Annotated in this window: 11 protein-coding genes and 1 pseudogene; 9 read left to right on the forward strand and 3 right to left on the reverse strand. The window is 36.1% G+C overall.

The features are described 5' to 3' along the window. Positions 1 to 135 (forward strand): annotated as a pseudogene (locus tag J6D32_RS08660) (M18 family aminopeptidase); the annotation flags it as partial. 32 nt (positions 136 to 167) lie between these two features. Here the strand turns inward: J6D32_RS08660 and J6D32_RS08665 are convergent. From J6D32_RS08665 to yidD, 3 genes are all read right to left on the reverse strand, one after another. Beyond that, positions 168 to 2069 carry an ABC-F family ATP-binding cassette domain-containing protein gene (locus tag J6D32_RS08665; protein WP_229040177.1) on the reverse strand — a complete coding sequence of 634 codons (1902 nt, stop codon included), beginning with the start codon at positions 2067 to 2069 and terminating at the stop codon, positions 168 to 170. Between the two features lie 85 nt (positions 2070 to 2154). Beyond that, positions 2155 to 2787, reverse strand: coding sequence for a trimeric intracellular cation channel family protein (locus J6D32_RS08670; RefSeq protein WP_006785144.1), 633 nt, complete (start codon positions 2785 to 2787; stop codon positions 2155 to 2157). Between the two features lie 147 nt (positions 2788 to 2934). Further along, the gene (gene yidD, locus J6D32_RS08675) at positions 2935 to 3258 is read right to left on the reverse strand and encodes a membrane protein insertion efficiency factor YidD (RefSeq protein WP_081448238.1); all 324 of its coding nucleotides are present in this window, start codon (positions 3256 to 3258) and stop codon (positions 2935 to 2937) included. Positions 3259 to 3327: 69 nt separating this feature from the next. Between yidD and asnB the strand changes: the two genes are divergently transcribed. The 8 genes from asnB to pfkA all read left to right on the forward strand — a co-directional run bounded on the left by asnB (position 3328) and on the right by pfkA (position 14066). Beyond that, positions 3328 to 5136 (forward strand): asparagine synthase (glutamine-hydrolyzing), encoded by a 1809-nt coding sequence (gene asnB, locus J6D32_RS08680; RefSeq protein WP_006785146.1) that lies wholly within the window; start codon positions 3328 to 3330, stop codon positions 5134 to 5136. A gap of 107 nt (positions 5137 to 5243) precedes the next feature. Beyond that, entirely contained in the window at positions 5244 to 5993 is a 750-nt protein-coding gene (locus J6D32_RS08685; RefSeq protein WP_006785147.1) for a DUF2953 domain-containing protein, read from the forward strand. 1 nt (position 5994) lies between these two features. Continuing rightward, on the forward strand, positions 5995 to 6390 hold the full coding sequence (ytfJ, locus tag J6D32_RS08690) for a GerW family sporulation protein (RefSeq protein WP_006785148.1): 396 nt from the start codon (positions 5995 to 5997) through the stop codon (positions 6388 to 6390). Positions 6391 to 6591: 201 nt separating this feature from the next. Next, positions 6592 to 7581, forward strand: coding sequence for a class I SAM-dependent methyltransferase (locus J6D32_RS08695; protein ID WP_006785149.1), 990 nt, complete (start codon positions 6592 to 6594; stop codon positions 7579 to 7581). Positions 7582 to 7598: 17 nt separating this feature from the next. Further along, positions 7599 to 8786 carry an acetate/propionate family kinase gene (locus J6D32_RS08700; RefSeq protein ID WP_006785150.1) on the forward strand — a complete coding sequence of 396 codons (1188 nt, stop codon included), beginning with the start codon at positions 7599 to 7601 and terminating at the stop codon, positions 8784 to 8786. Positions 8787 to 8905: 119 nt separating this feature from the next. Further along, on the forward strand, positions 8906 to 9859 hold the full coding sequence (locus J6D32_RS08705; protein ID WP_006785151.1) for a DHH family phosphoesterase: 954 nt from the start codon (positions 8906 to 8908) through the stop codon (positions 9857 to 9859). A 103-nt stretch (positions 9860 to 9962) separates the two neighbouring features. Continuing rightward, the gene (dnaE, locus tag J6D32_RS08710; RefSeq protein WP_006785152.1) at positions 9963 to 12995 is read left to right on the forward strand and encodes a DNA polymerase III subunit alpha; all 3033 of its coding nucleotides are present in this window, start codon (positions 9963 to 9965) and stop codon (positions 12993 to 12995) included. Between the two features lie 111 nt (positions 12996 to 13106). After that, positions 13107 to 14066 (forward strand): 6-phosphofructokinase, encoded by a 960-nt coding sequence (pfkA, locus tag J6D32_RS08715; protein ID WP_006785153.1) that lies wholly within the window; start codon positions 13107 to 13109, stop codon positions 14064 to 14066. Positions 14067 to 14091: the final 25 nt, after the last annotated feature.

The raw sequence follows: 14091 nt of genomic DNA on the forward strand, positions 1-14091 counted from the left end.
ACGGCTTCTCGATTAAATATTCCTGTGATTGATATGGGGGCTCCACTTTTAGGGATGCACTCGATTCGTGAATTAGCATCAGTTGAAGATCATGATTTTACGGTTAAATTATTTACAACATTCTTTAGTTTATAAAAAAAACTCGACCAAATCGGTCGAGCTTTTTTTTATTTTTTTGAGTTTTCGATTTCTTCTGCTAATTGGTTTAAATATTCCCAACGTTCATATTTATAGGTCAGTTGTTCTTCGACTAATGTTTTTTCATTCATGATATCTTGAAGTTTAACGTAGTCAGTTGCAAATTCGATGAGTTGTTCATCTAGAGTTGAGATTTGCTCCTCTAAGGTTGCGATTTCATCATCGATTGTTTCGAATTCTTTTTGTTCAGCAAACGTGAATTTAAGTTTTTTCTCAAGACGTGGCTTGGCTTTCGTTGTTTCTTTTGATTTTAATTCTGTAATGGCGGTTTCCTCAAGTTGAGTTTTTGCTTCTTTGAAAATGAGATAATCACTATAGTTTCCAGTGTAGATAGTAATATCACCATTCCCTTCATAAGCAAATATTTTATTACAGATTCGATCTAGGAAGTAGCGATCATGGGAAACTGTGATAACGATTCCATTAAAATCATCTAAATAATCTTCTAAACGTCTTAGCGTATCGATATCTAAGTCATTGGTAGGTTCATCTAATAGTAGAACGTTAGGTGCATCCATTAAAATACGAAGTAAGTATAGACGTCGGCGCTCTCCACCCGATAGGGTACCAATTTGTGAATACTGAAGATGTCCATCGAATAAGAAGCGTTCACACATTTGAGAGGCAGTGATGCGTGTTCCATCGCCTGTTTCAATGTAATCACTATTTTCTTTAATGTAGTCAATGGCTCTCATTGTTGGATTCATTTCTTCGCTTTCTTGTGCGAAGCATCCAATTTTAACGGTTTCACCGATATCAATGAATCCTGAGTCAGGCTTGATTTTTCCACGGATTAGATTAATTAATGTTGATTTTCCGATTCCGTTTGGTCCCACAATTCCGATACGATCAGTACGAGTTAGAGTGTAATCTAAGTCACGAATCATACAGCGGTCACCATAGAATTTTGCAACATGATTGAATTCCATGATTTTTTTACCAAGGCGTGTTGAAGCGACTGAAATATCAAGATTACCCTGTGGCGTAAATTTTTCTTGGTTGCTTAAGTCTTCAAAACGTTGAAGACGAGCTTTTTGTTTAGTCGAACGTGCCTGTGCTCCTCGACGAACCCAAGCTAATTCTTTTCGAAGGAGGTTTTGGCGTTTATCTTCCATGGCGGCTTCTAGTTGAAGGCGTTCCATTTTCTTTTCAAGGAAGACAGAATAGTTTCCATCATAGCTATATAGTCGCCCCTTATCTAGTTCTAGAATTCGGTTTGTAACGCGATCTAAAAAGTAACGGTCATGAGTGATCATTAAAAGGGCACCTTTACGACTGTTTAAGTAGTCTTCTAACATGCCGATGGTGTCATTGTCTAGATGGTTGGTCGGCTCATCTAAAATGAGAAGTTCTGATGGTGTAATGAGTGCTGATGCTAAAGCGACGCGTTTTTTTTGTCCCCCAGATAGGTGTTTGACTTTTTGTGAAAAGTTTGTGATTCCTAGTTTTGTTAAAACTGATTTGGCTTCACTCTCCAAATCCCATAGATTTAAGCGATCGATTTGATCTTGTAGTTTTAATAAACGTTCGTTTAATGATTCATTGTAGTTTTGTTGAAGTTCGTCAAGTGTTTCTTGATAGTCGCGAAGTAATGTCATTTCAGGTGAATTTCCTTTAAAGACTTGTTCAAGAACAGTTGCTTCATCATGAAATTCAGGATTTTGTGATAAATATTCGATTCGGACGCGATTGCCTTTTGTAATGCGGCCTGTTTCAGGGTTTTCAATACCGGCAATAATTTTTAAAAGGGTTGATTTTCCAGTTCCATTAACCCCAATAATTCCGATTTTTTCCCCTTCACTAATTCCAAATGAAATGTTATCGATTAATGTTTTGACTGAGTAGCTTTTACTTATATTCTCAATTGTCATTAGATTCAATGTGTCTCACCACGGTTTCTATAAAATTTATATCTTTCATTATACCTTGTTTTTGATGAAAAGAAAAACCCAAGCATTAAGATGCTTGGGTTTTCTTTAAGTATATTTTACCTTCTTCGATGTAAGGAAGATGCATTTGATAATGGATTGTGACTAAACGAATGATAAAGATGATTGAAAGACATAAGTAAGCACTAATCATTATACCGAGATAAGGGTGTAAGAACCAAAAGCAGATGGCCCCAATTAAGGATGCAACGGCATAAATTTCATGTTTTAAAATACTTGGGACTTCTTGTGCTAAGATGTCACGAATCACACCACCACCAACAGCTGTAATAACTGATACGAAGAGGAAGGTCATGAAGTTATAGTTGAGATCGATGGCTTTCATTCCGGCTGCAATAGTAAAAACGGATAATCCGATGGCATCTAGAATGAGAAAAGAGGTCTGCCATTTGATACGTCCTCGTAAGCAGATAACAAGAATGGTTGAGATGAGAATGGTTAGCATGTATTCGTATTTTGAAAAGAACACAGGTACTCCGATATCTGTTACAACATCACGTATAACTCCTCCACCGATAGCTGTGACGGTTGCAAGTGTTAGGATTCCAAAGAAGTCCATTTTTTTTTCGATAGCACACATCGCACCGGATGCGGCAAATACGAAGAGTCCGATATATTCAAAGAATGTGATTAGATCCATGTTAAGCCCCCATAAAAGATTGTTTATTAGTTCATATCGTTTCACATTATAGCAAGCGGATTTTAGGGTGTCAATGAGTAAAGATAATGATTCACAGCGTTTTGATTTTAAAAAGGATTTGATGTGCTATGTTAAAGTTTTTTTGTTTTATTTTTGATGCTTATGACAGTGACATGATTTTTTTTCTGGAACAGGATCGTAACCAAGGCTTCCCCAAGGATTACAACGTAAAATGCGTTTAAAGGCTAGGTAGCCTCCTTTTAGGACACCGTGTTTTTCGATGGCTTCGATGGCGTAGTGAGAACAGGTAGGATAGTATCGGCAGTTGGGGGGAGAAAGTGGGGAGATGTATTTTTGATAAAATTGTATGAATTTGATCATGAGTTTTTTCATGGAAGACGTCCTTTCTGTATTCGATAAATTTATGTTATCAGATAAGAAAATTTGTTTCAAGATGAGGAGTTTTGACATAGTATATGTCGTGAACAATAATTTCCATTTAATTCCAAAAAAGGAGAATTTAGAAGAGGTGGTTATGATATGTGTGGATTATTTGGGGTAGTAAATTATAAACAAATTGAGATGAAAACACCTTATGACATGAGTTGTGTACAAGCTGTTTTTCATCGAGGGCCAGATGAAGGGGGGATGTTTTATGGGAAACATGTCTTTTTAGGGCATCGTCGCTTATCGGTCGTTGATATTGAGCAAGGGAAACAGCCGATGTCATTTCATCATTATACGATGGTTTATAACGGTGAGTTATATAATACCGAAGAGATTCGCGAGGAGTTAAAAGCTTTAGGCTATACTTTTAAAGGACATTCAGATACTGAGGTTTTGTTAAAGGCGTATGTCTGCTTTGGCGAAAAAGTAGTTGAAAAGCTAAATGGGATTTATGCTTTTGCCGTATGGAATTCTAAAGAGCAAACATTATATGTGGCGAGAGACCGTGCTGGTGTTAAGCCGCTTTATTATTCTTTGTTACCAGATGGAATTATTGTAGCGTCTGAGCAAAAGCAAATTTTACACTATACGCAAAAAAATGAAGTGACCATTGAAGGATTTCAAGAGTTATTAGGTGTTGGGCCTTCTCATACGCCAGGAAACGGATTATTTAAAGGGATCAAAGAGTTAAAACCAGGTCATTATATGGTGGTTAAATCAGGGGGTATTAAAATTACGAAATACTGGGATTTAGTCGCAAAAGAACATACAGATGATTTTGAAACAACTGTTGAAAAAACACGTGAAATTTTAGTAGATGCAATTAAACGACAACTGGTTTCTGATGTGCCACTTTGTACCTTTTTATCAGGAGGACTTGATTCTTCAATCATTACAGCTATTGCAGCAAATGAGATGAAAAATCTTCATACCTTTTCAATTGATTATGAAGATAATAGAAAGTATTTTCAAAAAACGGCTTTTACGGTATCTGAAGATAATGATTTTATTAAGTTGATGTCTGATCGTTTTCATACGAATCACCATTATTGTGTCATTACAAATCAAGATTTAGCGGATGCTTTAAAAGATGCTGTTTTATTACGTGATATGCCAGGGATGGCGGATGTAGATTCATCGTTACATTGGTTTTGTAAAGAGATTAAAAAAGATTTTACGGTTGGTTTGTCAGGTGAATGTGCCGATGAAATTTTTGGAGGATATCCTTGGTTTTATCGTGAACCAATGAATGGGATGTTTCCATGGCTTCGTGATTTAGCAATTCGTAATACGTTGTTAAAACCAGAGTGGCAAGAAAAATTGAATTTAGTCGGTTATGCAACAGATCGTTTTAATGAGTCCATTGCACAGGCAGATATTGTAGAAGGCGATAGTGCTTTGAATAATGAGAAACGACAATTGACTTATTTAAATATTAAATGGTTTATGACGACATTGCTTGATCGTAAAGATCGTATGAGTATGGGAGCGAGTCTTGAAGTTCGTGTGCCATTTGCGGATCATCGAATTATGGAATATCTTTATAATGTGCCTTGGGATATGAAGTTCTATGGGAATGAAGAAAAAGGCTTGTTAAGAAAAGCGATGGAAGGAATTTTACCAAATGAAGTGTTGTATCGAAAAAAAAACCCGTATCCAAAAACACATAATCCTCATTACACAGCGATTGTCCAAGCTTTGTTAAGAGAAGCGTTGAGTGATGAAACGTCTATTTTGCATGAGATTTTTGACGAGAATAAGTTATGGGCTTTAGCTAATTCAGATGATGAGATTATTACAAGACCTTGGTTTGGACAACTGATGACACAGCCGCAGCTTATTGCTTATTTGTATCAATTTCATGTTTGGTTTAAAGCGTATCAGTTAAATATTGTGGAGTAGAGGGGGTCTGTCGCTAATGGCGGCAGATTTTTTTTGTCTTGAAAGAATAAGGAATGAATATTTTTTACATAATAAGAGTAAAGATTGAGATTAAGGGGACTACTGTAATGAGATGGATTGGTTATTTTTTGTTATTTTTACTGTGTCTATTTATCTTACTTATTTTTGTAAAGATTAAGATTCGAGTTGTTTTTCAAGATGAGTCTCGTTTTGTACAAGTGAAATATTTGTTTTTTAAATATAAGATGGATTTAAATCCGATGATGAAAGAGCTAGAGAAAAACGCTGAGCTATCAGCTGATAAAATGAAAGATGAGGTTACAGTGAAAAAGGAAGAAGTCGTTGTTAAAACGAAAACGGTTGAACAGAAAGTCATTGAAGATTCCATGGAGTTAGATGAGAAGCCCAAGATAAAGGTGAAACGAGTTAAGAAAAAGAAGCGAGTTGAAAAAACGCAGGAAAAAGTGAGTCGCCCAAAATTAAGGCAGATGATTAGGAAGTTTAAATTGTTATTTAAAACGGGTAAACGAGTGCTTGTGCGCTTTACGAAAAAGATTAGGGTGCATCAGTTGGATTCAGTGATTCATTTTAGTGTAGATGATCCGATGTTAAATGGGTGCTTACTCGGTAGTCTTTGGGCCATGCAAGCTAATGTTTATGGATTTATTAGTCGTTATGTCAAGAAAGTTGACCACTATCACTTTGATGTTTTGAGCCAATTTAGTGGAAATCGTATTTTTGTTGATTTTACGTGCATAGTCTCATTTAAATTAGTCGATATTATAGTTGTCTTATTAACGTCTTTTAGAGATTTAATGACAATTTTAAAACTAATTCGTAAAGAGGAGGATTTATAGTATGGGTGAGCATCCAATTCATAATTTAATGAAAATTTCAATGGAAAATATAAAACAAATGGTTGATGTAGATACGATTGTTGGAAATCCTGTTAACACAGAGAGCGGAGACACGATTATTCCAATTTCTAAAGTTGCATTTGGATTCGCAGCAGGAGGTAGTGAATTTGAATCCACTACGAATACAAATTCTGATCAAAATCCTCCATTTGGTGGAGGTAGTGGTGGAGGAGTTTCAATTACGCCTATTGCCTTTTTAGTGGTAAATCAACAAGGTGTTGAAATCAAACATCTTGAGGAACGTACACATTTATATGAACGTCTTCTTGAACAAGTACCTAAAACAGTCAATAGTATTATGAACGAATTTGATAAAGATTCAAAAAAAGGCGAGTAAATCATTTACTCGTTTTTTTTTGTTAAAACATCTAGATGAATTAAGGGGGATGAAAAAAATGATAGAGCTAGGTAAGGTTGTGAAGCTTTTTATAATGTTCAAGTAAAAAAGTAAACGTTATAACATTTTTTGGTTTAGTGAGTGACATTCAATAAAAGTTGTAGTAAAATCAATTTGTATATCATGAAGAGGTGATGTTTAGTGCCAAGACCTGAAGTAATTGAACAACTATTTGATCTTGTCGATGAAACGTCGATGATCATCAGTTCCGAGTTGAAAATGAATTATTTACAAGCCATGTGTGAATCTTGTGGAAATATTATGTCACAAGATGTAAGTCAATCAGTTAACGAGGAAATTAGACAGGCATTAGAGAAGCAGTATTCTGATTTAGAGGAATTAGAGTTTACTCAAGAGGAAATAAGAAAAGCTCTTCAGTTAGCTATTTTGAAGGGATTAAAAGCCGAGCGTGTAACGAACGCGGTAATGACTCCAGATTCGATTGCCTTAATGGTGTCTTATTTAATTTCAAAATTTATTCCAAGTGCTAAAGAGATGACTGTCGCTGATTTAACAGTGGGAACAGGAAACTTTTTAACAGCCATTTTAAATCAGATTGATGTGGAGCCTCAGGCGATTTATGGAGTAGATGTTGATAAAGATTTGTTACAAATTGCATACACGCTTTCTGATATGCAAGAGCATGCGGTTCAGTTCTATCAACAAAGTTCATTAAAGCCGATGTTAGTTGAGCCACTAGATTTAATTGTTGGAGATTTACCGACTGGAGAAGTAGTAGACTCATCAGAGTTAGTTGACTTGGAGTTATCATTAGTGAGTAAGCAGGTAACGTATTTACCTTATTTATTAATTGAAAATCATCTCAAGTATTTAAAACCAGGTGGTTATGCTTTTTATGTCATTCCAAATGATTTATTTAGTCAAAAAGGTTCAACTGAGTTTCATCAGATGCTGACATCACAGGCCAATATTCAGGCATTATTACAATTGCCATCATCAATGTTTAAAAGTCATGAGTTAGGTAAGAGTTTATTTATCATTCAAAAAAACGGTGAAGCAATTCAACCGATTAAAGAAGTGTTAGTAGCCCAATTACCAAGCTTTAATGATAGAGAAAAATTTGGTCAAACTTTAAATCGTATTGATAATTGGATCAAACTTAATAAGTAAAAGTGGAGGGAATAGTCATGACTAAAATTTTATCAGTAAATGCCGGAAGTTCATCATTAAAATTTCAATTATTAGAGATGCCTGCACAAACCGTTATTACAAAAGGTTTAGTTGAGCGTATTGGATTTGAGGATGCAATCTTCAGTATTAAATTTGAAGATGAAAAAGTTGAAAAAGTATTACCAATTAAAGATCATAGCGTAGCGGTTCAATTATTATTAGAAGCGTTACTTGAACATAATATCGTAGCATCTTACGATGAAATTAGTGGAGTTGGACACCGCGTAGTTCACGGTGGAGAAAAATTCGGTCACTCAGTCGTTGTGACACCTGAAGTGTTAGCTGATATCGAAGCTTTATCAGAATTAGCACCTCTTCACAACCCAGCAAATGCATTAGGAATTAAAGCATTTATGAAAGAATTACCACATGCTGTTTCAGTTGCAGTATTTGATACAGCATTCCATCAAACAATGGATAAAGATGCTTATTTATATCCAGTAAAATACGAGTGGTATCAAGACTATGCAATTCGTAAATACGGATTCCACGGAACATCTCATCAATTCGTTGCAGAGCGTTGCGCTGAGTTATTAGAAAAACCATTAGCTGAAACTAAAATTATCACAGTTCATATCGGAAACGGTGGGTCTTTAGCAGCTGTTAAAGGTGGACAATCTGTTGATACAACAATGGGATTCACTCCACTTGCGGGAATCATGATGGGAACTCGTTCTGGAGATATTGATCCAGCGATTTTACCATTCATTATGGAAAAAGAAAATTTAACAATTGACCAAGCGGTTAATGCATTAAATAAAGAGTCAGGATTATACGGAGTATCTGGAGCATCTTCAGATATGCGTGATATCTTAAAATTAGTATCTGAAGGTAATGAGCGTGGAATTATTGCGTTTAACTTATATGTTAAACGTATCTGTGACTACATCGGTTCTTACTTTGTATATTTAGGTGGAGTTGATGCGATTGTCTTTACAGCTGGTATCGGTGAAAACTCTATTCCAGTTCGTAAAGCAGTTGTTGAACGTTTAGGAGCTTTAGGAATTACATTAGATGAAGCTGCTAATAATGTCATGGGAGAAGAAGCTTTAATTTCAACAGCAGATTCAAAAATTAAAGTATTCGCTATTCCAACAAATGAAGAGTTAATGATTGCAAAAGATACTTACGCATTTGTTAAATAGTAAATGAAAAAAAAGAGATTCTAGTGATAGAATCTCTTTTTTTATATCAGACTAATTTCAGTCGAATTTTACAACATTATGATATAATTTAAATAATAAATTCTTTAAGAGGTGAAATTATGTTGCAGCAAATTTGGAGTGAAATTGTGAAGTACGATAAGATTATGATTCATCGTCATGTAAGCCCAGATCCAGATGCGTTAGGATCACAAATTGGGTTAGCAACGTTAATTAAGTCAACTTATCCAAATAAGGTGGTAAAGATGCTTGGCTTTACAGAACCATCGTTACAGTGGATGGGAGAGATGGATGAGGTAAAGGATGAGGAGTATGAAGGGGCATTGGTGATTGTTTTAGATACGGCGAATTCTCCACGTATTGATGATACACGTTATAAAACGGGTGCCTTTATGATAAAAATTGATCATCATCCTGTTGTTGAAGATTATGCGGATTTAAATTATGTAGATACGTCGGCAACCGCTACATCAGAAATTATTGTGCATTTATTTAAAGCTAATCAGGAGCAGTATCAATTAACGATGCCACTTATTTCAGCGGAGCGTTTATATACTGGAATTATTGCGGATAGTGGTCGTTTCTTATATGATAATACAACAACATCAACTCTTGAGTGTGCAGCCTTTTTATATGATTGTGGGATTAATCGTAATCAAATTCATGATCAGCTGTATAAGCGTCCTTTAAATATTATTCAGGCACAAGGGTTTGTGTTAAGTCACTTTAACGTTAGTGAACAAGGCGTTGCTTATTTTACAATGACAAAAGATGAGCAGGAATCATTTGGTTTAACAACTGGAACTCGTTCCGCATTAGTGAACGTGTTGGCAAATATTGAAGGGATTCATGTATGGGTTTGCTTCTTTGAGAATGAGGATGGAAAGATTCGAGTGAATATTCGTTCAAATGGACCGGTTATTAATACGGTTGCTCAAAATTTTGAGGGTGGAGGACATCCTAAAGCATCTGGTGCGATGATTTATGAATGGTCACAGTGTGATGCAGTGATTAAAGCGTTAGATGAGGCATGTATATCCTATTTTAATGTATAAAAAGTAAATGTTTGGAAAGACTATTGACAATTGCCAGTGGTCTTTTTCTATGTTAGAATGAGTTCAAACGTATGTTTGGGTTTGAGAAAAGGTAGGGATCGGTATGAGTTTTGTACATTTGCAAGTGCGGTCAGCCTATTCACTGTTAAGTAGTTCAATTAAGATTAAAGAACTTGTTGATTTAGCACTTGAAAATCAAATGAGTTGTTTAGCTTTAGTTGAAGAGGGGACCATGCATAGTGCGATTAAGTTTTATAATGCTTGTCGGCGTGTGAATGTTAAGCCGCTGATCGGAATGAGTGTTAACGTTCAGGGAGATTCATTTATTGATGAATGGGTAATATTGGCGCGTAATCAGTGCGGGTACCAAGGGCTTTTAAAAATTGCCTCTTTTATTGCGAAGCAAGAAGGTGTTGTTCTTTATGAGCAAGTGTTGCCCTTTGTTCAGGATTTAGTCGTGATTACAAGCGGTGAGCACGGGATGCTTTGTAGTGGAATTGAGGAATACAAAGAGGAGCGTTTGCTTCAATATTATGAGTCATATTTGAAGTCTATTCCGCATTTGTATATCGGGCTGATGCGCGTTAATCAACGAACATATGAGTTGTCAAAGCATTTGATTTCTTTTGCAAGTAATGTTAATCGTCCGATTGTGGCACTCAACGATGTCAGGTATTTGAAAAAAGAGGATGCCAAGACGTTAACGTTGTTACAGGCGATTAAGCAGAATCAATCGGTAGAAGAGTTGCCACTTGTTGATTACGAGCGTTATTTTAAGAGTGAGTGTCAAATGAAAGAGTTGTTTGCAGATGTACCAAACGCTTTGATGCAAACTGAGCAGATTGCAAATGATTGTGAGGTAGAAATTCCACTACATCAATCGTTATTGCCGAAGTATCAAACGCCTGAGGGGGTATCTTCTGATTCTTATTTAGAGGCACTTTGTTTTAAGGGACTTGAGAAACGCTATGGCCATTTAGAGTATGCTAATCGATTGAAGTATGAGTTATCGGTCATTCATAAGATGGGATTTTCGGATTATTTCTTGATTGTCTGGGATTTTGTGCGTTATGCGAAAAGTCATGATATTTATGTAGGTCCTGGTCGTGGCTCAGCAGCGGGATCATTGGTGGCGTATGTTTTAGGTATTACGAATGTCGATCCGATCAAGTATGAGTTGTTATTCGAGCGATTTTTAAATCCTGAACGAATTACAATGCCAGATATTGATATTGATTTTCAGGATAATCGACGGGATGAAGTGATTCAATATGTACAGAATAAGTATGGGAGTCACTGTGTTGTTCAGATTGCAACGTTTGGAACTTTCCAGTCTAGATCTGCCTGGCGTGATTTAGCACGTGTTCATCAGGTGGAAACGACTTTAATTAATAAAGTGGCGAGCTTTATTTATTCAGGAAGTACGTTGAAAGAAATTTATGAGCAAACAAAAGGATTACGAGATTTTTTCTCCACTTATCCAAAGCTTGAAGCTATTTATAAAGAGGCTGAAAAAATTGAGGGATTGCCACGTCATACGTCGATTCATGCAGCGGGTGTTATTATTAGCGATCATGATTTAACAGATTATACAGCGATTATGGAGGGTCCAACAGGCATTTATGTCTCCCAGTATGAAGCTGAAGATTTAGAGATGATTGGTTTATTAAAGATGGATTTCTTAGGTTTAAAAAATTTAAATATGTTACAACAAATCACGACTTTAATTAAAAGTAGTGTCGCACCTGAGTTTGATATTAATAAAATTCCATATGATGATTTAAAGACATATGAAATGATTTCACAGGGACAAACGACGGGGGTCTTCCAGTTAGAATCAGAAGGAATGCGGCAGGTATTAAGAGCGGTTCGACCTAATTGTTTGGAGGATATTATTGCTTGTAATGCCCTGTTTCGACCAGGACCGATGGAAGGAATTCCGTTATTTGCAGCAAGGAAGCATCATGAACAGCCGATTGAATACTATCATCCAAGTTTACAGTATATCTTATCTAAAACGTATGGCATTATTGTTTATCAAGAGCAGATTATGCAGATTGCGAATGTGGTATCAGGCTATTCTTTAGGAGAAGCTGATGTTTTAAGACGTGCCGTGTCGAAAAAGAAGAAGGAAATTTTAGAGAGAGAACAGAAGACGTTTGTTGAGAAAGCAATAGAACGTGGTTATCACCAAGAGATTGCCACCCAGTTGTATGAGTTAATTTTGAAGTTTGCAAATTATGGATTTAATCGAAGCCACGCAGTGGCGTATAGTATGATTGCTTATCAGATGGCTTATTTGAAGAGACATTATCCAAGTTATTTTATGACGGTGGCTCTTTCAAATGTGATTGGTAGTGAAAGTAATACGGCACAGTATGTAAAAGAGGCGAAACAGTTAGATATTTTAGTGTTACCGCCGTCAATTAATAGTAGTGGTTTAATGTATCAGATTGAAAATGAAAATATTCGATTTAGTTTATTACCGATTAAACATATCGGGATGAATTTAGCTCGGCAAATTGTGGCGGAGCGTGAACGGGGATTGTATAAGAGTTTTTATGATTTTGTGAGTCGTACAAGAAGTTTTTTAAATCAACGTGCCTATGAGGGGTTAATTGATGTGGGAGCAATGGATGAGTTTGGGTATAACCGGACAACTCTACATCATAATTTAACTGCGATCTTAGATTTTTCGAAATATGATGGCGGGTTGTTTGAGACTGATTTTGAGATTATGATGATGAAGGAGACGTTGTCATCAGCTGAGAAGATGAAGCGGGAAAAAGAATTGCTTGGTTTTTATTTGAATTCTCATCCGATTCATTTAATGAGAGATCAGGCAAAGGAGAAGGGTTGGTATTTCCCGAGTGATTTGATTCACCTAAATGTTTCAACTATTACGTGTGTCGGATTTGTGGAAAAATTTAGAGAAATTAGAGATAAAAAAGGAAAGCTGATGGCATTTATGGATATTTCTGATGAAAATGGAACAGTGTCTGTCACTATTTTTTCTGATGTTTATAAATCAGAATATAAAGCGTTATTAGGGAAAATTGTGGTTATTAATGGACGTGTTTCAATAAGAAATAGTGAAAAAAATATTAATCTCAGTAAAATAATAGCGATTTCATGACAGTTTCAGGTCGGAAATGATTTATAAATAGACAAAATACTGATATAATATGGGAGGAATAATCTTCATTAAGTGGATGATGATCAAAATTCTAGTGTGAGGTGAAACACTATGGTAAAAAGAATTGGTGTGCTTACTAGTGGTGGAGATGCACCGGGTATGAATGCAGCCATTCGTGCCGTTGTGCGCGCAGCAATCGCTAATAATATCGAAGTTTTCGGTATTTACAACGGATATGCTGGATTAGTTAAAGGTGATATTAAACCTCTAACGAATACAGAGGTTGGTGGAATCATTAACCGTGGTGGAACTTTCTTAGGTTCAGCACGTCTTCCAGAGTTCAAAAACATCGAAGTTCGTGAACTAGGTGTAGAACAATTAAAGAAACATGGTATCGAAGCAGTTGTTGTTATCGGTGGCGATGGTTCTTACATGGGAGCAAAAAAATTAACAGAGATGGGAATCAACTGTATCGCATTACCAGGTACAATTGATAACGATATCGTAAGCAGTGATTTCACAATTGGATTTGATACTGCATTAAACACAGTTATCGATGCCATTGATCGCTTACGTGATACGTCAGCTTCACACGCTCGTTGTAGCGTTGTTGAAATCATGGGACGTCACTGTGGTGACTTAACAGTTTGGGGTGCTATTGCATCTGGAGCTGAAGAGTTAATCGTTCCTGAAAAAGGAATCAACATGGATGAAATCGTAGCCCAAATCGAAGAAGGTAAAAAACGTCAAAAGAAACATTACATCGTGACTTTAGCTGAGTTAATGACAGATGCACATGAATTAGCTAAAGAAATTGAAAAACGTACTGGTGTTGAAACTCGTGCAACTGTTCTTGGACACACTCAACGTGGTGGGGCTCCAACAGCATTTGATCGCGTGTTAGCAAGCCGTATGGGTGCTTATGCGGTTGATTTATTAATCGCAGGTGAAGGAGGACGCTGTGTTGGAATTCGTGACAACAAGTTAACTCACTTTGATATCTTAGAAGCACTTGATTTACCACGTGTATTCGATGAAACAATGTTCAATTTAGCTAAACAATTATCTTAATTATTTCAACTGAAATAGGCATAAG

The organism is Turicibacter sp. (assembly GCF_017941855.1).
Taxonomy (GTDB): domain Bacteria; phylum Bacillota_I; class Bacilli_A; order MOL361; family Turicibacteraceae; genus Turicibacter; species Turicibacter sanguinis.